This window comes from Streptomyces sp. ID05-26A (assembly GCF_033794685.1).
Taxonomy (GTDB): Bacteria; Actinomycetota; Actinomycetes; order Mycobacteriales; family Pseudonocardiaceae; genus Lentzea.
Window position 1 is genome coordinate 1,272,841 of record NZ_JARAYZ010000001.1, and the last position, 21,419, is coordinate 1,294,259.

Sequence of the window (21,419 nt, forward strand, 5' to 3'; positions counted from 1 at the left end):
CCGGGTCAGCGCCGGCGACGCACCACCAGCGCCCGCTCGTAGGCCAGCCGATGGCGATCGGCACTGACGGCCCAGGAGAAGTCCTTGGCCCGCTGTTGCCCGGAGGCCGCGAGTGAAGCCCGCCGGGCCGGATCGTCCAGCAGGTCCCCGATGGCGGCGGCGATGTCCCCGGCGCCGACCCCGCAGTAGGCGACGGCCTCGCCCCCGACCTCGGGCAACGACAGGCGCCGGGTGGTGAGCACACACGCCCCGCAGGCCATGGCCTCCAGAACCGGCAGCCCGAAACCCTCCCCCAGCGACGGGTAGGCGACGAGTTCGGCCCCGCCCAGGAACCCGGCCAGCTGCTCGAACGGCAGGTACCCGGCACGGATCACGCGAATTCGGTGCGGCACGGAGTCCAGGGCGCGCTCGACCTGGCTGTCCCAGCCCGGCTGGCCCGCGAGCACCAGGGCGGGCGGCTCGGCACGGCCCACCATCGACTGGGCGAAGCCGCGGATCAGCGCGGGAACGTTCTTGCGCGGTTCCAGGGCTCCCAGGAACGCCACGTAGGGCGCGTCGCCCAGTTGCAACGTCCGGCGCACGGACAGGACCTCGTCCGGTGACGGCGGGTGGAAGCGTTCGGTGTCCACGCCGTGCTGGGCGATGTGCAGGACGCGGCGGTCTGCGGCGGCCACCCGGACCAGTTCGTCGGCCGTCGCCTGGGACGGCACGACGCACAGGTCCGCGCGTCTTAGAGACGCTCGGGTCCAGGCTCGGAAGAAGCGGGCCTTCACCGACGAGTGGAGCACCGGGTCGGTGAAGAACGTGGCGTCGTGCAGCGTCACGACCGAGGCGGCCTTGCCGGCCAGCGGCAGTGTGTAGTGCGGGGAGTGGACCACGTCCACGCCGAGGGCGCGGATCAGGCGCGGCAGCGTCGTCTGTTCCCAGGCCAGGCGGGCTGTTCGGGTGGCCACGGCGTCGGCGGCGCGGATCACGCGGGCGTTGGGCGCGATCTTGCTGAACAGCTCCTCGTCGCGCGGCTGGCACACGACGGAGAGAGTGGCGCCGTCCGCGTCCAGCGCCGCGACGAGCGAATCCACGTATCGGCCTACGCCACCACGGTCTGCGGGGATCGCGGTGGCGTCGATCAGCACGCTGGGTTCGGCAGTGGGCACGATCGGCTAGCGTAATGTCAGTTGCGAATGCGTTTAGCGGGAACGCACTAATCGGGTTGTTCAGTGTGAACGCGCCAGACACCCTCCGCTGTCTTTTCCCAGGTGAACTCACTCGCGCGGATGATCCCGGCCTCGACCGTGTGATGAGGATCCGCCAGAACGGCCCGCAGACCTTCCGTCAACGAGGCCAGATCGCCACGCCGGACGACGGTTCCGGCGCCTCCCGCGACCTCCACCAGAGCCGGGTCGTCGGAGTGCACGACGGGTACACCCGCCGCCATCGCCTCCAGCACCGGCAACCCGAAACCCTCCGCCAGGCTGGGCGCGGCGAGCACGGTGGCACCGGCCAGCACCGAGGCGAGGCGTGCGTCCGAGACCCTGCCGAGCAACGTCACGTGCGGCGCGCTCAGGTCGACGCCGCCCCAGCCCTGCGGACCGACGACGACCAGCGGCACCCGGAGCCGTTCGGTGGCGCGCACCAGCAGCCCGAAACCCTTGCGCGGCTCCACAGTGCCGATCGCGAGCACGTAGGACGCGGGAAGATCGTCGGCCCGCGAACCGGCCAGCCGCGTCACGCCGTTGGGCACGACGTGGATCGGAACGGACACCCGCACGCGCTCCGCCAACTGAGACGCGACAGCGGAAGTCGGCACCACCAGAGCGCGCGCTTCACGAGCGGCCCGCTCGATCACCTTGCGGTGCCAGGCCACTCCTCGCGGCGTCAGCGTCTCCGGGTGCGTCCACGGCACCACGTCGTGCACGGTGACGACGGCGCCGGGCAACGGAGCGAGCGGCGTCGGGGCGTGCACGTGTGCGCCGAGTTTCGGCGGCAGACCGCGTTCCCACAACGCCACCAGCACCCGGCGCGGCACCTTGATCACGCGATCGGCGCGGGAGGTCGCCGCGGAGACCACGGACCAGCCTTCGGGAGCGGTCTTCCCCAACGCCTCGAGCAACTCCGCCGTGTACCGGCCGGTCCCACCGGGGACCGGGGCGTTGAGTTGCTCGGTCAGCACTACTAGCTCGGGCACGTCGCGTACCGTCTCACGCCGTGTCGGCAGTCAGCACCGTGGTGGTCGTGACGTGGCGGGGCCGTGACCACATCACGGCGTGCCTGGACGCCCTCAAGGCCCAGAAGAGTCCACATAGGACGATCGTCGTCGACAACGCGTCCGACGACGGCACGGCCGAGCTGATCAGCGGGCACGAGGTCGTGCGCCTGCCGAGGAACCGCGGTTACGCGGGCGGGCTCGCCGCCGTTCTCGGCATGGTCGACACCCCGTACGTCGCGTGGCTCAACGACGACGCGGCACCGGACCCGTCGTGGCTCGCCGAGCTGGAGAGCGCTCTCGAAGGTGATCCCGGCGCGGCCGCCGCCACCTCGTCGATCCTGCTCACGGACGGCTCGACGCAGTCGGTCGGCGTGGCGCTGACGGCGGACGGCCACGGCAAGGACGTCGTGCTCGCCGGCCGCGAGGTGTTCGGGTTCTGCGGCGGCGCGGCGCTGCTCAGGACCGAGGAGCTCAAAGCCGTGGGCGGCGTTCCGGCGAGCTTCTTCTGCTACTACGAGGACACCGACACGGCGTGGCGGCTGCGACTGGCCGGCCACCGGGTGATCTCCGTCGGACCGGCCAGGGTCCGGCACAGGCACGGCGCCAGCACGCGTCCCGGCTCGACGCTCTTCCACCGCTGGAACGAACGCAACCGCCTGTTGATGCTGCTGCGCTGCGCCCCCGCCTCCACCGCGTTCACGCAGCTCGCCCGGTTCGCGGCGATCACGGCGCTGCTGCCGTTCCGCAAGGACGTCCCGGACGCCGCCAACTTCCGGTTCGGTCTGCGCACGAAGGTCCTCGGTGAGGTGCTGCTCAGGCTCCCCGCCACGCTCGCCCAACGGCTGATGATCAAGACCAGGGTCCCGCGCAGGAGCGTCTGGCAGGACTGGGCGGGCCGGTGAAGACAGCCTGGCTGTTGATCCTCGGCGGCTTCACAGCCCTCGCACTCGGCGTCACCGTCGGCATCACGCTGACCTACGGGCTGGTGTTCATCGGACTGCTCGGCGGCCTTGCGTACGCGCTGGGCGTCAGTGGCCTCTCCCAGCGCAAGTGGATCGCGCTGCCCGCGTTCGCCCTCGGGCTCCTGGCGCCGTTCGTGCTGACGTTCGGCGTGCACAGCCTGCTCCTGCAACGCGGCGGGCACGTCGAGCGGTGCACGGTCACCTCGAAGGAAGAGCACCCGTTCACCAAGTACCCGGGAGTCGACTACGTGCTGGCCTGCCCCAGCGGCGAGGTCGAGCTGGACCGCGACTGGAACGACCGGCTGAAGGTGGCCGAGGCCGACGTCCTGCTGGGTCCGCCGCTGCTGCCGGACTGGGCGGACAGCACCCGATGGAACCTCCTCCTGGTCACAAGCGTCCCCGGAGCGATGACTCTCCTCGTTCCGGTCGCCTGGCTGCTCCGGAAGCAGCCGTGACGCGGCCAGCACCACTCATCGTGATCGGGCTCGCCGCCGTCGCCGCCGCGGTCCTGCTGGGTGCCGTGGTGCCCGAGCAGTACGAGCTCGCGGTGCTCATGCCGACCTGCCTGCTGTCGCTCGCGTTCGCGTGGGGAGTCGGCAAGCTCGGGCCGGCGTGGCTCGTGCTGCCCGCGTTCATGGTCGTGATCCCCGGCACGGCGGTGCTGGTCGGCGACGGCCACCGCGCGCTGATGGACGTCCTCGGCACGCCCCAGACGTGCGTGATCACCAGCGTCGAGGACGTGCCGGGGCCGGACAACCCGATGTTCGCGCACCACGTCACCTGCCCCGACGGCGCCCAGCTGCGGATCGTCGTGCGAGGTGAACAGGACAAGAAGATGCAACCCGGACCGGCCACCGTCCTGCGGCACCCGCTGATGCGGCCGCTGCTCGCCGACCGCAACGACTGGTCGGGCGAGTGGGTCTTCGGGGTGCCCATCGCTGTCGCTTTGCTCCTGATCTGTGCAACCACACTGCGGGCGCGCAGAGTGATGAGGCAGGCTTAGCGCGTGGATCGAGCCTCACTGCCCGTCGTGTCCGTCGTCGTCGTCAACTACCGCGGCGCGGAGGACACCGTGACCTGCGTGCGCGGGCTGGCCGAGGTCGACTACCCGGCAGAGCTGCTCCAGGTGATCGTCGTCGACAACGAGGCGCACGACACCGCACGGCTGCAGGCCGAACTGCCCGGCGTCAAGATCGTCACCTCGCCGGAGAACCTCGGCTTCGCCGGCGGCTGCAACCTCGGTGTCGAGCACGCCACGGGCGGGGTGCTCGCGTTCCTCAACAACGACGCGCGGGCCGACCGGAACTGGATCAAGGCCGCGATCAGGGTCTTCCACAGCGAACCGGCGGTCGCCTCGGTCGCGAGCAAGGTCCTCGACTGGGACGGCGAGAAGATCGACTTCGTCGACGGCGGGCTGACCTGGTTCGGCATGGGCTACAAGCGGCACGCGGGACAGCCCGACGACGGCAGCCACGACGGCCCGAAGGACGTGCTGTTCGGCACGGGCTCGGCGATGTTCGTGCGGACCGAGGTCTACAAGCAGCTCGGCGGGTTCGACGAGCGGTTCTTCATGTTCTACGAGGACGTCGACCTGGGCTGGCGGCTGAACCTGCGCGGCTGGCGGGTCCGCTACGAACCGGCGTCGCTCACGTTCCACCGCCACCACGCGTCGATGAGCTCGATCGACCACAGCCGCGAGCTGTACCTGCTGGAGCGCAACGCGCTCATGTCGCTGTACAAGAACTTCTCCGACGAGACGCTCGCGAAGGTGCTGCCGGCGGCGCTCGCGCTGTGCGTGCGCCGGGCGACGGCACGCGGCGAGATCGATCCCACCCAGCTGGAGATCACCCGCCGCCCGGCCGACCCCGCCCAGGACCGCGAGCCCGTCGGGATGTCCCGCCAGGCGCTCGCCGGGTTCCTCGCGATCGACCAGTTCGTCGAGGCGATGCCGTCGCTCGCCGAGTCGCGCAAGAAGGAACAGGCCGCGCGCCGGATGTCGGACGTCGACCTCGTTCCGTTGATGCGCAAGGCTTTGGAGCCCGCGTACCCCCTGCCGCGCTACCTCGCCGCGCACGACATCCTCGTGGACGTGCTGGGCATCGACGACGTGTTCGGCAAGCCGCGCAAGATCCTGGTGATCACCGGCGACGCGATCTCCGACCGGATGGCCGGTCCCGCGATCCGCGCCTGGCACATGGCGGACGTGCTGTCCGGCGAGCACCAGGTCCGCCTGGTCACGACGAACCCGCTGTGCGCGCCGCCCGACGCCCCGTTCGGCGTCGCGCGCGCCCGGCCGAAGGAACTGCCGCCGCACGTCGCGTGGGCGGACGTGGTCGTGCTGCAGGGTCACGCGCTGGAGATGGTCGGGGAGCTGAAGAAGCAGTCGTCGACCAAGATCGTGGTCTGCGACATGTACGACCCGATGCACCTGGAACTGCTGGAACAGGGCAAGGACAAGGCCGACGACAAGCGCGCCCTCGACCTCGCCGCCGTCACCAAGGTGCTGAACACGCAGCTCGAACGCGGCGACTTCTTCCTGTGCGCCTCGGAACGGCAGCGGCACTTCTGGCTCGGCCACCTGGCCGCGCTCGGCCGGCTCACGCCCATGTTGTACGACAACGACCCGACGACGCAGTCACTGCTCGGGATCGTCCCCTTCGGACTGTCGGGCAAGCCGCCGCAGCGCACCGGTCCGGCGATCAAGGGTGTCGTGCCGGGTGTCACGGACGCGGACAAGGTCGTGATCTGGGCCGGTGGCGTCTACAGCTGGTTCGACCCGCTGTCGCTGATCGAGGCGATGAGCCACCTGCGCCGGCGGCAGCCGTCCGCGAAGCTGTACTTCCTCGGCATGAAGCACCCGAACCCCGAGGTGCCGGACATGGACATCACCGGCCAGACGCGGGCGCTGTCCGCACAGTTGGGGCTGACCGGCGAGACCGTGTTCTTCAACGACGGGTGGGTGCCCTACACCGAGCGGCAGAACTGGCTGCTCGACGCGAACTGCGGTGTCACCACGCACTACGAACACGTGGAGACCACGTTCGCGTTCCGCACGCGGGTGCTCGACTACCTGTGGGCGGGTCTGCCGATCGTCACCACGTCCGGCGACTCGTTCGCGGACCTGGTGCTGCGGGAGGGTTTGGGCGTCGTCGTGCCACCGGAGGACCCGGAGGCGCTCGCCGACGCGTTGGAGAAGGTGCTCTACGACGAGGAGTTCGCGGCCGCGTGCCGTGAGCGCATCGCCGTCGTACGCGAACGGTTCACCTGGGAGACGGCACTCGCGCCACTGGCCGAGTTCTGCCGCAACCCCAGGCCCGCCGCGGACCGTCTGCCGGGCTCGGCCCCCATGGTGCGCACACCGGGGCTGACGACGACGGACAAGGTGAAGCGGGACCTGCTGCTGGTGCGCGAGTACCTGGACGCGGGTGGCCCGACCGAGTTGGCCAAGCGGGCGTCGGGGCGTCTGCGCAAGATCGCGCGTGGTGGCAGGTAAATGGCGAGATCCCCGAAACCCCTCAAGGTGCTGCTCGACGGCACCCCCCTGCTCGGACATCGCACCGGCATCGGCCGCTACACAGCGGCGCTGGCCGAAGAGCTGGCGTCGATGGCGGACGACGTCGACGTGCGGGCGGTGGCGTTCACACTGCGCGGCTGGCGAGCGTTGCGGACGGTGCTTCCGCACGACGTGACGGCGCGCGGCCTGCCCGTCGCGGCACGGGCGCTGCGCCAGATGTGGCTGCGCGCCCCGTTCCCGCCGGTCGAGATGCTGGCCGGGTTCACCGACGTCATGCACGCCACGAACTTCGTGCTGCCGCCGACGGTGCGAGCCGGGAAGGTCGTCACGATCCACGACCTGGCGTTCCTGGACGCACCGGGCGACCTGCCTCCGTCGGACCGCCGCCTGCCGGAGCTCGTCCGGCTGTCGGCCCAGCGCGCGGACGTGATCTGCACGCCGACCGCGGCCGTGGCATCCGTTGTGGCGGACCGGTTCTCCGTGCCGCTGGAGAAGATCATGGTGACGCCGCTGGGCGTCGACCCGGCGTGGTTCGCGTCGAGGCCGCCGTCGGCGACGTTGCGCGGACGGCTGGGCCTGGGCTCGGAGTACCTGCTGTTCGTGGGCGCCGACGGGCCGCGCAAGGGCCTGGAGTACCTGATCAAGGCGCACGCGTCCGATCCGTCGCTGCCGCCGCTGGTGATCGTCGGGCCCGGCCGGTCCGGTGTGGACGGTCGGGTGCTGCGGACCGGGTACCTGCCGGACGTGCACCTGCGGTCCGTCGTGGCGGGCGCCACGGCGCTGGTGCTGCCGTCGCGGGACGAGGGTTTCGGTTTGCCGGTGCTGGAAGCGTTGGCCTGCAACGTGCCGGTGGTGTGCTCGGACGTGCCCGCGTTGCGCGAGGTCGCCGGCGGGCACGCGTTGCACGTGCCGGTCGGGGACGTCGAGGCGCTCGCGGACGGGCTGGCCCAGGCCGTGGCCGCGCCGACCACACCCGAGGCGCAGAGCGAACGACGGGCGTACGCGTCCGGGTTCACCTGGCGGCGGTGCGCGGAGAAGACGGTCGAGGCCTACCGGCGCAGCAGGGCCTGAGAAGTTCGTCGCAGGGCGTCAGGAAACCTGACGCCCCAACGACCTCACCGAGAGTGCGGCCTCGGCGAACGCTTGTCGAGCTGGCTCATCGACACCTGCCGCGAACCCGTGACAACGGCGACGCACCTCAGGAAGCGGTGCCGATCGGAATCCTCTGTCGCGGGACGCTGGGGTGTGCGCCCGGAATCGAACATGCCGAAAAGGGTCCCGCACTTGGAACTAGCGTGCCAGACCGGTCACTCCAATGGCGCAGCACCGGCACGGGGAGCTACCACCCCTGCCGCGAACGCCGCCGAAAGGGCGCTGCGCCAGTGCGGCAAAGGACGTAGTCCCGCCGCTGCCCACGAGGCGCCCGACAGCACCGAGTAGGCAGGCCGCGGGGCCGGGCGCGGGAAGTCCGCCGTGGTGCACGGCCGCACGCGGGACGGGTCCGCGCCGAGCTCCTCGAAGATGGCCTGGGCGAAGCGGAACCACGTGGTCTCGCCGCCGCCGGTCGCGTGCAGCAGCCGCGTGGAGGGCAGCACCGAGACGAGCTCGAGAAGCCCTGCCGCGAGGTCGTGCGACCACGTCGGCGCACCGGCCTGGTCGTCCACAACGGACAGTGAAGGCCGCGAGGATTCCAGTGCCGCCATGGTCTTCACGAAGTTCGAACCGTTGACGCCGTACACCCACGAGGTGCGCACGACGTAACCGCCCGCCTCCAGCACGCGGCGTTCGCCCTCGAGCTTCGTGCGGCCGTAGGCGGACTTCGGACCGACCGGGTCCGTCGTCTCGTACGGCCGGTCCGCGTCGCCCGCGAACACGTAGTCCGTGGAGACCTGGACCATCGGAATGCCGGCCGAAGCGCACGCCTCCGCCAACCGGCCGGGGCCGACGGCGTTGACCGCGAACGCGCGTTCCTCGTCGGTCTCGGCCGCGTCGACAGCGGTGTACGCGGCACAGTTGATCACCGCGGAGGCGCCGGCCAGGTCAGCGGCCGTCACCTTCGTCACGTCCAGCTCGGCGGAGGAGGCCGCGCGGACGTCGGTGGACAGCGCGGCGAGGTCGTGGCCGAGCTGGCCACGACCACCGGGAACGAGGATCAACTTCTCAGCCCTTCGCCAGCGCGGCGCGTTCCTTGAGCGGCTCCCACCAAGCGCGGTTCTCCCGGTACCACTCCACGGTGTCGGCGAGACCGACGGTGAAGTCGACCTGCGGCGCGTAGCCCAGTTCGGAGGCGATCTTGGAGATGTCGACCGAGTAGCGGCGGTCGTGGCCCTTGCGGTCCTGCACCGGCTCGACGGCCGACCAGTCGCGGCCCGTCGCCTCCAGCAGCTTCTCGGTGAGCTCGCGGTTCGTGAGCTCGGTGCCGCCGCCGATGTTGTAGATCTCACCCGGCCGGCCCGCCTCGGCGACGAGCTGGATGCCGCGGCAGTGGTCGGCCACGTGCAGCCAGTCGCGCACGTTCAGGCCGTCGCCGTAGAGAGGCACGTTCCGGCCGTCGATCAAATTGGTGACGAAGAGCGGAATCACCTTTTCGGGGAACTGGTACGGCCCGTAATTGTTCGAACACCGTGTGATGCTCACGGGCAGTCCGTGAGTGCGGTGGAACGCCCGCGCGAGCAGGTCCGAGGAGGCCTTCGAGGCCGAGTACGGCGAGTTCGGTTCGAGGATGTGCGTCTCGGTCCAGGAGCCGTCCTCGATCGAACCGTAGACCTCGTCCGTGGAGACGTGGACGAACTTGCCCACGCCCGCGTTCAGAGCTCCCTGGAGCAGCGTCTGCGTGCCCAGGACGTTCGTGAGCACGAAGTCCGCGGAGCCGGTGATGGACCGGTCCACGTGCGACTCGGCCGCGAAGTGGACGACCACGTCGATGCCGCGCATCTGCTCGGCGACCACCGCGGCGTCGCAGATGTCGCCCTGGACGAACTCGAACTTGCCCGCGACCGGCGCGAGGTTGGTCTCGCTGCCCGCGTAGGTGAGCTTGTCGAGCACCACCACTTCGGCACCGGCGAACGCCGGGTAGGACCCGCTCACCAACTCCCGCACGTAGTGCGAGCCGATGAAACCGGCCCCACCTGTCACCAGTACGCGCATGCCATTTCCTCCTGTGGTGTGCTTCGACAGCAGTCTGTCACCTACATAATCGCTGCAACCCACAGCAACGTCACGTCGTGTGACTTATAAACGACTAAACTCGGCGTGGTGGGGGAGGAAACGGCTGTGGAAGGCAGGACTCTGCCGGTCAGGGTGGTGCACACCCGGCCGTCCGCGGCATTCCGGGCTTTCCTGGTGACGGGGAAGATCTTCGTGGCCCTCGTCTCGACCGCTGTGCTCCTCGTCACGTCGTACGGCTGGAACAGGCTGCGCACGGCGAACGACGGGATCGTCAAGACCGAGGTCATCTCGGAGGAGCTCACCCAGCAGGGGCCCAAGCCGCTCGACGGCGCGATCGACATCCTTCTGGTCGGCATGGACAGCCGCACCGACGCGCAGGGCAACCCGCTGTCGGACGAGGTCCTGGCCATGCTCAACGGCGGCATCGCCGACGGCGAGCAGAACACCGACACGATGATCCTCGTGCACATCCCGGTCGACGGCACGCGCGCGGTCGCGATCTCGTTCCCCCGCGACTCCTACGTCGAGATGGCGGACGGGTTCGGCAAGCACAAGCTCAACTCGGCGTTCGCCCGCCAGCGCAACACCGTCGACCAGGAACTGCGCGCACAGGGCGTGACGGACGAGGCGCGCATCCGCACCGAGTCGATGGCGGCCGGCCGCAAGACGCTGATCAAGACGATCGAGAGCATGTCCGGCAACGCGGTGCGCGTCGACCGCTACGCCGAGGTCAACCTCGCCAGCTTCTACGAGGTGACGAAGGCCATCGGTGGCGTCGAGGTGTGCCTCAAGGAACCGACGCAGGACCGCGACTCCGGTGCGAACTTCCAGGCGGGCCAGCAGACCATCGAGGGCGCGGCGGCGTTGTCGTTCGTGCGGCAGCGCAAGAACCTCCCCGGCGGCGACCTCGACCGCATCGTGCGCCAGCAGGTGTTCATCGGCGCGCTGGCGAAGAAGGTCCTGTCGACCGGCACGCTGACGGACACGAGCAAGCTCAACGGGCTCGTCGAGGCCGTGCAGAAGTCGGTGATCCTCAGCTCGGGCTGGGACATCACCACGTTCGCCGAGCAGATGCAGGGTCTCGTCGGCGGCAACTTCGAGTTCAAGACGATCCCGGTGGGCGACCCGACGGACACCTACAGCGACGGCAACGTGCTCCCGGTGAACCCGGCGCAGGTGCGCAAGTTCCTCACCAGCCTCGCCTCGGACAAGGGCACGTCGAGCACTCCCCCGACGACGAGCACCACCCTGCCCGCGCCGCCGAACTCCTCGATCACCGTGCAGGTCTTCAACGCGGCGGGCGTCCAGGGCCTCGCGTCACAGGTGATGAACACGTTGACGGCCAAGGGTTTCCAGCGCGGCCCGGTGTCGTCCGCGGCGCAGAACAGCGACACCACCGTCGTGCGGTACGCGACCGGCGAGGAGGGCTCCGCGCGCAAGGTCGCCGCGGAACTCGGCCCGAACGTCGGGGTCGAGGAGGACGCATCCGTCCGAAAGGGACAGATCCAGGTCTTCGTCGGCGGCGACTACCAGGCGCAGGACGACTCGGAAGACATCGATCCACAGGGCGTCCCCGGCACGTCCACGGCCGTGAGCTCGAGCAGCACCCCGCCGATCACGGCCGGCGGGCTGGTCTGCGTGAACTGAAACCCCCGGCGTAACGCGCTTGCGATAGTTACGCTGAGCACGCATTTCCAGTCACTCGGAGGGATCGACCGTTGAGCACTGCCGCACGCGCGAAGAAAACCGCACGGGTCCTGGGCCGTACGGTGGTCGCGCTGGTGGCCGTGACGACACTGGTGTTCTCCGGCTACTTCTGGACCGCGCTGCGGCTGGTGAAGCAGAACACCAACACCACGCAGATCCTCCAGGTGCTGGAGGACATCCCGAACTCGCCGCCGGTCGAGGACGGCGCCATCGACATCCTGCTGGTGGGCAGCGACAGCCGCACGGACGCGCAGGGCAGGCCGCTTCCCGCCGACGTGCTGCGCAAGCTGCGCACCGAGGGCACGGACACCGTGAACACGGACACGATCATCGTGATGCGCGTCCCCCGCAACGGCGGCAAGGCGAGCGCGATCTCGATCCCGCGCGACACGTACGTCCCGATCGCCGGCTACCGCGAGGACAAGATCAACTCCGCGTACGGCGCGGTGAAGTACCTCACCGCCGAACGGCTGCAGGCCGAGGGCGTCAGCGACCAGGCCGAGCGCGAGCGCAAGTCGGACGAGGCCGGGCGCAAGGCGCTGGTGCAGGCGGTGCAGGACCTGACGGGGATGCGCGTCGACCACTACGCGGAGATCAACCTCTACGGGTTCTACCTGCTCACCGAGGTGATCGGTGGTGTGCAGGTGTGCCTGAAGGCGGGCACGTCGGACCCGAACTCCGGCGCGAACTTCCGGGCGGGCCCGCAGACGATCTCGGGCGGCGACGCGCTGTCGTTCGTGCGCCAGCGGAACATGCCCGGCGGTGACCTGGGTCGCATCACGCGGCAGCAGGTGTTCATGTCGCAGGCGATGAAGCAACTGCTGTCCGCCGGCACGTTCACCGATCCGGGCAAGATGAGCGGCTTGCTCGACGCGGTGTCGAAGTCCGTTGTCGTGGACCAGAAGCTCGACCTCGCGACGCTGGCGGCGCAGGCCCAGGGCCTCGCGTCGGGCAACGTGGAGTTCGCCACGATCCCGGTGACGAGCATCGACGCCCGCAACGACCGAGGGCAGAGCATCGTGACGGTCGACCGCGAGGCGGTGAAGGCGTGGGTGGCCCAGCAGATCGGCGAGACCCCGAAGCCCGCACCGTCGTCGACCACCCCGGGTGCCCCGTCGCGGTTCGGTCCTGAAAAGCTGCTCTCGCTGGACGGCGCGCACGCTGTCGCAGCGCGACAAGATGTGCCCTGCGTCGACTAGGAGTGCCGCGTGAGCGTGACCGAGATCCTCTTCACGCCGTTGCTGAAGGCCGATCCGGGTCGTCCGCTGATCACGCACTACGACGACGCGGCGGGCACGCGGATCGAGCTCTCGCGCGCGACGGTGAAGAACTGGGCCGCGAAGACGGCGAACTGGCTGCGTGACGAACACGACGTCGAGCCGGGTGACGCGGTGGCGGTGCTGCTGCCCGCGCACTGGCAGACCGTCGGCCTGCTGCTCGGCGCCTGGTGGTGCGGCGCCCGCGTGGTCGGCGCGGACTTCTCCGGTGCGAAGGTGGCCGTGGTACCGCCCGGCGGCACGGCGGACGCGGACGTCGTGGCCGTGGCCTCGTTGCACCCCATGGGGTTGGGCTCGGGCGCGCCGGTCGATTACGCCGACGACGTGCGGGTGCACGGCGACGACTTCATGCCGTGGGAACCGGTCGCGGGCTCGACGCTCGCGCTGGGTTCGTCCACTGTGGATGAAGTCGTCGCTCAGGCACGGGAACTCGGCTCCGGCCTCGGCTCCGAGCCACGCGTTCTGTCCACTCTGGAGTGGAACTCGGATTCCGCTGTGCTGGAGGGCTTCCTGGCCGTGCTCGCGGCCGGTGGCTCACTCGTGCAGGTGAGTCATCCCGACGCGGGCCTGCAGGCCGCGCGCCGGGACAGCGAGAAGGTCACACAGCAGCTGGGTTGAGCACCTTGTTGTTCTTGAACAGCACGCGATCCAGCGAGTAGGCACCACCGTTGAAGCCGAGCGCGAGGGCGGCGGCACCGAGCACGATCACCAGTTCGGCACCACCCTCGCCGAGCAGGCCGTTCGGCAGGTGGACGAGCAGCCACGCGCCGAGCATGTCGGCCGCGAGCAGGACGCCGACGACGGGCAGCGCTACACCGGCGATCAGGGCGAGGCCACCGGCGAGCTCGATGGACGCGGCGAACCACGCGGACAACGTCGGCAGCGGCACGCCCATCTTCTCGAACGATCCGGCGGTGCCGGCCATGCCGAACTCGGTGAACTTCTGCCAGCCGTGTGCGACGAACACGATGCCGACGGCGATGCGCCCGATGAGTGCGGCGATGTCCTTGACCATGATGCTTGCTCCCCGATCCTGTCGTTCTGCTGTAGGTCGTTCAACCTCGAACCAAAACTAGTGCAGGTTTGAACAACCTCATGATTTCGACAGGAAGCCAACAGCGAGTCCATAGGTTCGCAGGTGCGCGTGCCGCGTCTGAAAAGATGCAGGTGGGACGAAGGCAAAGCCGCAGGAGGCGTGCAGCCGTGAAGTACAGGTACTACGCGCTGATCGGCATCGCCGACACGTTGGAAGACCCGCACGCCGTGGTGCGCGAGGGCGGCCAGTCCGAGGAGAGCTTCAAAATCGACCTCCAGTGGTCCCGCACCGATCTGCTGGAGCGCGTCAGGACGGGCCGGGACGACTACGAGGTCGTGGAGATCAGCGAGGCAGACGCCACACGCTTCGAAGCGACCCAGGCCCGCCGGACCGCTGAGGCCCGCGAACGCGACGGCTGGTGAGGCGCGATGTCACCGCCGGGTCGCAGCAGTGCCGCCGGCTCTACTTCGCGAGCTTCAGGCCCGCACCCGAGGCGTTGGTGAGGCTCAGCGTGGCGCGGTCGATCTCGTAGGTGGCCTCGCTGTTCTCGAACGTCGCGCGGACGGCGTTCTCCACCTCGTCCACCGGGCCGCACGACTTCAGCGTGGTCGGTCCGAGCTTGTGCTTGATCTTCTGACCGTCGAGCTCGAACGGCTGCTCGGCGCCGTTCATGTTGCAACCGGTGTCGATGAGGATGTTGCCGTCCTTGAAGGAGATCGTGGCCTTCACACCCGCCGGCACGGACGAGACGGCGTCGTTCGTGACGATGCCGTTGACGGTCCAGGTGCCCTCCAGGGTGGCGGGCTGTTCCGGCGCGAGCACGATCTCCGAGTTCGAGCCGGTGACCACGAGGTTCGTGCCGTCGAGCCGCCACGACGGGGTCGCGCCGAGCAGCTTCGAGAGCCACTCGTCCTGTTGGTGCAGCTCGGGTTTGGGGCAGCCCATCGCGGTCATGGCGAGGTCGGCGACGGCGAGCTTGCCGTCGTCGAGCTTCACCGGGCTCTGCATCTGGTTGCAGCCGGCGTTCGCGATGAGCCTGTCGTCGTCGGTGAATCTGAGCTCCACCCTCGTGCCCTCGACCATGGTGCGCGGCTTGCCCTGCTCGGTGACCGAGGACGAGACGTACACCTTGCCGCGCAGGTCGGCGCCCTGACCCGCGGACGGGCTGCCGCAGGCCGCGACGGTGGCCAGGAGCAGGACGGCGACGGCGATTCGGTTGCTCATGTGCGTAGGACGGAACGTCGTGGGGTTGTGGTTGCCCGAAGGCCGGGAGCGGGATCTCCGCGCCCGGCCGACGAGTGGATTCGACGTCACGGGGACAGCGACTCGGCGAAGTCGTAGAGACTCTTGATGTCGTTGTCGAAGTACGGCCCGTCCATCTGGCTCGCGTCGGCGTGCCGGTGGCTGACCACACTGTTGATGTAGCCCAGCCCGTTCTGGTCGTTGTAGTCCTGCAACCACGGACCGCCGGACGAACCGCCGGTCATGTTGCACCAGGCCCGCACCTGCTGGCCGTGGCCGTTCCAGGTCGTGCCCTGGCAGAAGTACTGCAGCTCACCGGTGAACGGCGCACCCGCGGGGTAGCCGAGGATCGTGACGAACACCGAGTAGCCCCAGTTCCAGCGCAACCCGTTGCCACCCACGACGTTCGCGATCGAACTGCCGCCGAGGGTGTTCATGACGACGATGCCCATGTCCTCGTCGCTGCTGCTGGAGTTGATCCAGGCCGTGCGAGTCGTGAGCGTGTACGCGCTCCACGTGCCGAACGGCCGGACACCGTTGCGGTAGCGGGGTACGAACACCCAGTTGGACATCCACTGGCCGCCGGCACCGCCGTGCACGCAGTGCCCCGCCGTCTGGACCAGCTTCCTCTTCGTGCTGCTCACGGTTGCGCCTGAACAGACGTAGTTCAGGCCGTTGACCGGGTTGGTGAAGAACACCTTCCCGACCGTCTGCGACTCGTTGAGCATCGTCCCGATGCCCTGCGCCTGCTCCGTCTGGACCTTCACCGAGGGTGCGACGCCCTCGATGCTGCCCGCACGCCCCGAGGGCCGGGGTGCGGACTTCGGCTGAACGGTGGCAGGAGCCTGTGCCGGGATCGCGGCGGCCATGCGCTCCGGAGTCCAGTACGCCTCGGCCGCGGCGGCCGACTGGATCTTGTTGTCGGAGGTTCTGGCCAGGCTGCTGGCGCTGCCGGTGGGTGCCGCCTGCGCGGTCGGCACCATCACGGAAGCAGCCAGCACAAAACCGAACACTAAAGAAACAGTTCTTTTCGCTTCCATTCGAAATACCTCACTAAACGAGGTTAACTTGCGGCTTTTCGAACGTAGCGATGCCTCTGACCTGCTGTCCAGCAGTAGTTGCAAGTTGCTCTGTTCGGCCTCACTTCCATTCCATGCCCTTTAGAAAAAGGTCCGTCCGGGCCATTTCCTCGGCAAATATGCCGGATCTGAAAGCGCTATCCAGCAAGTTGACCTTGAAGTTGGGGGTTGACAGCCAGGACCACGATGGCTGTACTTAACCCAGAGGTTAGATAACCAAGTGGTTAGGTACGAGATGGACCAGCTGAGCGCCACCTTCGCCGCACTGGCGGACCCGACCCGCCGGGCGATCCTGGCGCGGCTCACCGAGGGCCCGGCAACGGTGAAGGAGCTCTCCGAGCCGTTCGACATCAGCGGCCCTGCGATCTCCAAACACCTGCGAGTGCTGGAGAAGGCAGGCCTGATCACCCGCGGCAGGGAGGCCCAGTGGCGCCCCTGCCAGCTCGATGCGACACCTCTCCGGGAGGTCACCGTGTGGGCGGAGAACTACCGCCGCTTCTGGGACGCGAGCTACGCACGCCTGGACGCGCTCTTGACCGAGATGAAGGAGAACGACTGATGAACGACACCAAGTTCGGCACCACCGTCACCCTGCCGTCCGACACCGAGATCGCGATGTCGCGCACGTTCGACGCGCCCGCTTCGTTGGTGTGGAAGGCTTTCACGACTCCCTCGCTGCTGCGCCAGTGGCTGCTCGGCCCCGACGGCTGGGAGATGCCGATCTGCGAGGTCGACCTGCGCGTGGGCGGCAAGTGGCGCTACGGCTGGGCTTTGCCGGACGGCTCTCAGGCGTTCGAGATGCACGGCGAGTACACCGAGGTCACGCCCCACTCGCGGCTGGTGAACACCGAGATCTTCGAGGACAACCCGCCGGCGGTGACCACCGTGTCGTTCGTCGAGGAGGGCGGGCAGACGGTCATGACCACGACGATGACGCTGGTGTCACAGGAGGCCCGGGACGCGGTGCTCGCGACCGGGATGTCGGACGGGGCGGGGCGTTCGTACGAGCGGCTGGGCGAGGTCCTCGCGACTCTCTGACCCCGAGTGCGGGCGCTGCCTCTGATGGCCAGGCAGCGCCCGCCCCACCGGCCGAGCCGCGTCACGGGTCCGAGGCCGTGATCGGCGACGCACTCGGCCTTTGATCAGCACCTGGAGCCCGCCTCACCGGACGAAAACTACGCTTCACCTGGCCTTATTCTGCTTTGCGATACCTCGGTTCGATCCGGAGTTTGATCCGGAGTTATCCGGGGTCTACCGTTGAGACCATGGCCGCGAAGAGAATCCGGATCTTCCTCAGCTGGTGCCACCGGGACAAGGCGCCCAAGGAGGCCCTTCTCCATGAGCTGCGCCCTGCGCTCCGCCTCCTCACCGACCTCGACGTCGCCTGGTGGGGCGACGACAGGCTGATGGTCGGCGAGGAGTTCACGCCCGCGATCGTCGACCGGATCGACGAGTGCGACTTCGGCCTGCTGCTGGTCTCCACCCAATACCTGGTCAGCACGTACATCCGGCAGCACGAGCTGCCGAGGTTCGTGGGAGCGACCGCGGACAAGGGCGCGTTGCCGGTGATGCTCGGGGTCCTGCCGAAGTTCGAACCTCACCACGACTTCGGCGGCATGCTCAAGCTGAACATGTTCTCCCGCGCAGGCAAGAGCTTCCACGCCACAACGGGTCCACGGCGGACGGAGTTCGCCAACGACCTCGCGGCCGAGATCCGCCGGCGCGCCCTGGGCGGGAACGGATACACCGCGGCATGACGACACCTCTGCGGCCTTCCGAGATCTCCGACCGGATCAAGGCACTTCAGTCTGCACTCACACCGATGCAGACCGCGCGGCTGACCACGATCCGCGACCTTCTGGCCGAGGACAACCGCTTTCTGCTCCGTGCCGCCCTGGAAGCGGGCGAGTTCGTCGGCGACGACGTACGCGCCCAGGACGCCTTTCGCGATTTTCGCAACCGTGTCAACAAACTCGCTGCCGAGTCCGATGTGGACCTTCGGCTGGAGCTCGACTCCCGCAAGACCACGCCCGACCAGCGGTACGGCTGGTTCGCAGGCAACCCGGTCGACCGGGGCCTGGCCAGTTTCACCCAGGACGCCGCGGAACAGCTCAGCGTCGACAATCCGGTGGCACCGGAAGTCGCCGAGCTCGGGGAGTCCCGGCGCCGGCGCGTCTACGTCAGCTTCCACCCCACCACGGGTTCTGCGGCTCGTTCCGCGGACTTGCTGATCAAGAAGCTCACGTCAGCGCTCGGAGCGGTGGAGGGGATCAGCTGGGACGTCGCGGACTCCCGCTCACCGGGCCTGGGCGAGGACATCGACAAGACACGCGAGCGGTACCAGATCCAGGCGGACGTGTGCGTCAGCTTGATCAGCCCGCAGTACCTGACCGACTCCACCGAACGACGGCAGATGTTCGGACTGCGGCACAAGCTGGTGGCATGCACGCTGAGCGGCCTGCCTCATGGTCCAGTCGACCTGCATCCGTTGAAGCACCATGAGATCTCCCACCTCGGCAAGCCTTGGGACCAGCTGCGAACACCCTCGCAACGCACCGACTACATCAACGACCTGGTGCGGCAGATTCAAGGTGTCGTCTCCGCAGACGACACGAGCAGCGGCGGTCGTACTGCGGAGCGCAAGCAGGCTCTCCAGCTGCACATGAAGGAGCAGTTGCGTTTCCACAGCACCTTCCTGGTTCCCAGCGAACTGAATGAGACGTCGCTCCAGGAGTCGCTGCTGGACGGTGGCCGGCACGACGCCGGACCGCCCCTGCGTGCAGTCGACCGACTCGTCGAGTGGGCCACCGACAACAAGCCAGACGCACCCAAGCTCTGCGCGCTCCTCGGCGACGTCGGCATGGGCAAGACCACGACCGCGACACTCTTCACGCAGCGGTTGCACCAGTTGCACGAGAAGGACCCGTCTTTCCCGATGCCGCTCTTGTTCGACCTGCGCAACGTCCGTGTCAACGGACTCGACGGCGCCATGACGCTGGACCGCATCCTGGACGACATCCTCGATGCGACCCGTCCCTCTGACGTGCCGCGCGAACGACTCAACGCCGCCGTGGTGAGGAACCAGATCGAGCACGCCCGCTCGGTGATCGTGTTCGACGGCCTCGACGAGGTCCTGGTGCACCTGAGCCCGCACGACCGCCAACTGTTCACCCGTCAGCTCTGGCGCGCACTGCCCGCGAAGTCGCCGTCGAAGATGCTTTTGACCTGCCGCACGCAGTACTTCCGCACGATCCGCGACCAGGTCACCTTCTTCACCGGCGAAAGCCGCAAGAAGTTGCGCGGCAACGACTACCTGGCGTTGCTGATGCGCCCGTTCCGGCCGGAGCAGGTGCGCGAGTACCTGAAGGGCAACCTGGGCCGTGACGACGAGTGGGTCGACCGCTTCCTGGAGACCATCGGCGCCGTCCACAACCTGACGGAACTTTCTCAACGCCCCATCACCCTGCGGCTCATCGCCGACCAGGTCGAGTTCATCGAGACGGCCAAGCTCGAAGGCCGGACGCTCCGTTCGGTCGACATCTACGCCGAGGTCGTGGACCGCTGGATCGCCCGCGACGGCGGCAAGCACACCCTCACGCCGGACCACAAACGCCTGTTGATGGAGGAGATCGCCGCCGGCCTGTGGCGTTCCGGCAAGAACGCCTGGAGTCCGTCCGAAGTGGACGGATGGTTGCTGGAGGTGCTCGCCCAGCGTCCGGACCTCCGGCGCCACTACCGCGACAACCTGCCGGACCTGTGGACGGCGGACTTCCGGACGGCGACCTTCCTCAAGCGGGAGGGCGACACCTTCCAGTTCGCGCACCGCTCGCTGTTCGAGTACTTCCTCGCCCGGTACCTGTTCCGCACGCTCGGCGAGATCAACCATGCCAAGCAAGGTGTCGACGCCGTCGCACTGCCGGTGCCGAGCCCTGAGACGCTGGACTTCCTCGGGCAGTCGATCGCCGCGGAACCAGTCGACGCACTCGCTTCTCTGCAGACCATCGGACGCCAGTACCAGCAGCAGGCATCCGAACTCGCTCTCGCCTATGCGCTTCACGCCCAGCGTCACGGATACCCGTGCCAGTCGCTGGTCGGGGTCGACCTTGCCGGAGCAGCTTTGTCAAAGTGGCGGTTCGGCGAGAAGAACAGCGCCGACAAGATCCACATGCCTGGCGCGATCCTGGCCGGCGCGGACCTACAGGGCTCCCGGTTCCACCACGTGAACCTTTCCGGAGCCGACCTCACCAAGGCCAACGTCGACAACGCTGAATTTCACGAGTCCACATTCACCAGGTCGTCGTGGCACGGGTCAACAGCCGTGGGTGCGATCCTTCGCCACTGTGACATCGAAGGTGTCGACCTCAGCGAGTCGAAGACCTACAGGACACAGCTGTTGCTCTGCACTCCAACTCCTGTTTCAGCACCGGGCCTGCTAACCGCACCTGTCACTGACATCTCTGATCAACGACGGCTACAACATTTCGCCCGATATGTGGGGAGGGTTCTTTCGGTCGCCTGGTCCCCCGACGGCACCCACATCCTCACCGGCAGCGACGACGGCACCACCCGCATCTGGAACGCCACCACCGGCCAACCCATCCACGAACTCACCGAACACACCAACTGGATCCACTCCGTGGCCTGGTCCCCCGACGGCACCCACATCCTCACCGGCAGCGGTGACAACACCACCCGCATCTGGAACGCCACCACCGGCCAACCCATCCACGAACTCACCAGCCACACCGACACGGTCAACGCCGTGGCCTGGTCCCCCGACAGCACCCACATCCTCACCGGCAGCAGCGACAACACCACCCGCATCTGGAACGCCACCACCGGCCAACCCATCCACGAACTCACCGGCACGGTCAGGTCCGTGGCCTGGTCCCCCGACAGCACCCACATCCTCACCGGCAGCAGCGACGGCACCACCCGCATCTGGAACGCCACCACCGGCCAACCCATCCACGAACTCACCAGTCACACCGGCACGGTCAGGTCCGTGGCCTGGTCCCCCGACAGCACCCACATCCTCACCGGCAGCGACGACGGCAGCGCTCACATCTGGGATGCCATCACCGGCCAACCCATCCACGAACTCACCAGCCACACCGGCACGGTCAGGTCCGTGGCCTGGTCCCCCGACAGCACCCACATCCTCACCGGCAGCGACGACGGCACCACCCGCATCTGGAACGCCACCACCGGCCAACCCATCCACGAAC

Annotated in this window: 20 protein-coding genes; 13 read left to right on the forward strand and 7 right to left on the reverse strand. The window is 68.3% G+C overall.

Annotation, left to right across the window (positions count from 1 at the left end; all coding sequences use genetic code 11):
* Nucleotides 1-5: 5 nt before the first annotated feature.
* Both PV646_RS06120 and PV646_RS06125 read right to left on the reverse strand, forming a co-directional pair.
* Nucleotides 6-1,154 carry a glycosyltransferase family 4 protein gene (locus PV646_RS06120; RefSeq protein ID WP_500340492.1) on the reverse strand — a complete coding sequence of 383 codons (1,149 nt, stop codon included), beginning with the start codon at nucleotides 1,152-1,154 and terminating at the stop codon, nucleotides 6-8.
* Between the two features lie 47 nt (nucleotides 1,155-1,201).
* Nucleotides 1,202-2,185: a glycosyltransferase family 4 protein gene (locus PV646_RS06125; protein WP_500340493.1), complete on the reverse strand. Its 984-nt coding sequence runs from the start codon at nucleotides 2,183-2,185 to the stop codon at nucleotides 1,202-1,204.
* Between the two features lie 20 nt (nucleotides 2,186-2,205).
* Here PV646_RS06125 and PV646_RS06130 point away from each other — a divergent pair, with 20 nt between their 5' ends.
* From PV646_RS06130 to PV646_RS06150, 5 genes are read left to right on the forward strand one after another with little or no spacing between them, the layout of a single operon-like run.
* Nucleotides 2,206-3,108 carry a glycosyltransferase family 2 protein gene (locus tag PV646_RS06130; RefSeq protein WP_500340494.1) on the forward strand — a complete coding sequence of 301 codons (903 nt, stop codon included), beginning with the start codon at nucleotides 2,206-2,208 and terminating at the stop codon, nucleotides 3,106-3,108.
* On the forward strand, nucleotides 3,105-3,623 hold the full coding sequence (locus tag PV646_RS06135; protein ID WP_500340495.1) for a hypothetical protein: 519 nt from the start codon (nucleotides 3,105-3,107) through the stop codon (nucleotides 3,621-3,623). Before PV646_RS06130 ends, PV646_RS06135 begins: the two co-directional genes overlap by 4 nt.
* Nucleotides 3,620-4,171: a hypothetical protein gene (locus PV646_RS06140; RefSeq protein ID WP_500340496.1), complete on the forward strand. Its 552-nt coding sequence runs from the start codon at nucleotides 3,620-3,622 to the stop codon at nucleotides 4,169-4,171. The genes PV646_RS06135 and PV646_RS06140 overlap by 4 nt, the downstream gene beginning before the upstream one ends.
* Nucleotides 4,172-4,174: 3 nt before the next feature.
* A complete protein-coding gene (locus PV646_RS06145; RefSeq protein ID WP_500340497.1) occupies nucleotides 4,175-6,661 on the forward strand; it encodes a glycosyltransferase in 2,487 nt (828 codons plus the stop codon).
* Complete coding sequence (locus PV646_RS06150; protein ID WP_500340498.1) at nucleotides 6,662-7,753, forward strand: glycosyltransferase family 4 protein; 1,092 nt, start codon at nucleotides 6,662-6,664, stop codon at nucleotides 7,751-7,753.
* Nucleotides 7,754-7,989: 236 nt separating this feature from the next.
* On the opposite strand, the gene rfbD is transcribed toward PV646_RS06150, so the two are convergent.
* Together rfbD and rfbB are read right to left on the reverse strand one after the other, a co-directional pair.
* Nucleotides 7,990-8,838, reverse strand: a complete 849-nt coding sequence (gene rfbD, locus PV646_RS06155) for a dTDP-4-dehydrorhamnose reductase (RefSeq protein WP_500340499.1) — start codon at nucleotides 8,836-8,838, stop codon at nucleotides 7,990-7,992.
* A gap of 4 nt (nucleotides 8,839-8,842) precedes the next feature.
* On the reverse strand, nucleotides 8,843-9,829 hold the full coding sequence (gene rfbB, locus PV646_RS06160; protein ID WP_500340500.1) for a dTDP-glucose 4,6-dehydratase: 987 nt from the start codon (nucleotides 9,827-9,829) through the stop codon (nucleotides 8,843-8,845).
* Between the two features lie 126 nt (nucleotides 9,830-9,955).
* Between rfbB and PV646_RS06165 the strand changes: the two genes are divergently transcribed.
* From PV646_RS06165 to PV646_RS06175, 3 genes are all read left to right on the forward strand, one after another.
* Nucleotides 9,956-11,497 (forward strand): LCP family protein, encoded by a 1,542-nt coding sequence (locus PV646_RS06165; RefSeq protein ID WP_500340501.1) that lies wholly within the window; start codon nucleotides 9,956-9,958, stop codon nucleotides 11,495-11,497.
* A gap of 71 nt (nucleotides 11,498-11,568) precedes the next feature.
* Nucleotides 11,569-12,756 carry an LCP family protein gene (locus PV646_RS06170; RefSeq protein ID WP_500340503.1) on the forward strand — a complete coding sequence of 396 codons (1,188 nt, stop codon included), beginning with the start codon at nucleotides 11,569-11,571 and terminating at the stop codon, nucleotides 12,754-12,756.
* A 9-nt stretch (nucleotides 12,757-12,765) separates the two neighbouring features.
* Nucleotides 12,766-13,452 (forward strand): TIGR03089 family protein, encoded by a 687-nt coding sequence (locus PV646_RS06175; RefSeq protein ID WP_500340504.1) that lies wholly within the window; start codon nucleotides 12,766-12,768, stop codon nucleotides 13,450-13,452.
* Here the strand turns inward: PV646_RS06175 and PV646_RS06180 are convergent.
* The gene (locus tag PV646_RS06180; RefSeq protein ID WP_500340505.1) at nucleotides 13,433-13,849 is read right to left on the reverse strand and encodes a DoxX family protein; all 417 of its coding nucleotides are present in this window, start codon (nucleotides 13,847-13,849) and stop codon (nucleotides 13,433-13,435) included. The two genes, PV646_RS06175 and PV646_RS06180, sit on opposite strands and share 20 nt — an antisense overlap.
* A gap of 188 nt (nucleotides 13,850-14,037) precedes the next feature.
* On the opposite strand from PV646_RS06180, the gene PV646_RS06185 reads away from it, so the two are divergent.
* Nucleotides 14,038-14,292, forward strand: coding sequence for a hypothetical protein (locus PV646_RS06185; RefSeq protein ID WP_500340506.1), 255 nt, complete (start codon nucleotides 14,038-14,040; stop codon nucleotides 14,290-14,292).
* Nucleotides 14,293-14,332: 40 nt separating this feature from the next.
* Here the strand turns inward: PV646_RS06185 and PV646_RS06190 are convergent, their stop codons facing one another.
* Together PV646_RS06190 and PV646_RS06195 are read right to left on the reverse strand one after the other, a co-directional pair.
* On the reverse strand, nucleotides 14,333-15,094 hold the full coding sequence (locus tag PV646_RS06190; protein WP_500340507.1) for an META domain-containing protein: 762 nt from the start codon (nucleotides 15,092-15,094) through the stop codon (nucleotides 14,333-14,335).
* Nucleotides 15,095-15,180: 86 nt separating this feature from the next.
* Nucleotides 15,181-16,113, reverse strand: a complete 933-nt coding sequence (locus PV646_RS06195) for a trypsin-like serine peptidase (protein ID WP_500340508.1) — start codon at nucleotides 16,111-16,113, stop codon at nucleotides 15,181-15,183.
* Between the two features lie 298 nt (nucleotides 16,114-16,411).
* On the opposite strand from PV646_RS06195, the gene PV646_RS06200 reads away from it, so the two are divergent.
* The 4 genes from PV646_RS06200 to PV646_RS06215 all read left to right on the forward strand — a co-directional run.
* Entirely contained in the window at nucleotides 16,412-16,750 is a 339-nt protein-coding gene (locus PV646_RS06200; protein ID WP_500340509.1) for an ArsR/SmtB family transcription factor, read from the forward strand.
* Entirely contained in the window at nucleotides 16,750-17,229 is a 480-nt protein-coding gene (locus PV646_RS06205; protein WP_500340511.1) for an SRPBCC family protein, read from the forward strand. The genes PV646_RS06200 and PV646_RS06205 overlap by 1 nt, the downstream gene beginning before the upstream one ends.
* 227 nt (nucleotides 17,230-17,456) lie before the next feature.
* Nucleotides 17,457-17,948, forward strand: a complete 492-nt coding sequence (locus PV646_RS06210) for a TIR domain-containing protein (RefSeq protein WP_500340512.1) — start codon at nucleotides 17,457-17,459, stop codon at nucleotides 17,946-17,948.
* Nucleotides 17,945-21,419: NACHT and WD40 repeat domain-containing protein (locus PV646_RS06215; RefSeq protein ID WP_500340513.1), on the forward strand; the 3,475-nt coding region annotated here is incomplete at its 3' end. The genes PV646_RS06210 and PV646_RS06215, both read left to right, overlap by 4 nt.

Coding starts and splice junctions, on each gene's coding strand:
- PV646_RS06150 (WP_500340498.1), top strand. CDS start 6,662: ATGGCGAGATCCCCGAAACCCCTCAAGGTGCTGCTCGACGGCACCCCC.
- rfbB (WP_500340500.1), bottom strand. CDS start 9,829: ATGCGCGTACTGGTGACAGGTGGGGCCGGTTTCATCGGCTCGCACTAC.
- PV646_RS06180 (WP_500340505.1), bottom strand. CDS start 13,849: ATGGTCAAGGACATCGCCGCACTCATCGGGCGCATCGCCGTCGGCATC.
- PV646_RS06190 (WP_500340507.1), bottom strand. CDS start 15,094: ATGAGCAACCGAATCGCCGTCGCCGTCCTGCTCCTGGCCACCGTCGCG.
- PV646_RS06205 (WP_500340511.1), top strand. CDS start 16,750: ATGAACGACACCAAGTTCGGCACCACCGTCACCCTGCCGTCCGACACC.
- PV646_RS06210 (WP_500340512.1), top strand. CDS start 17,457: ATGGCCGCGAAGAGAATCCGGATCTTCCTCAGCTGGTGCCACCGGGAC.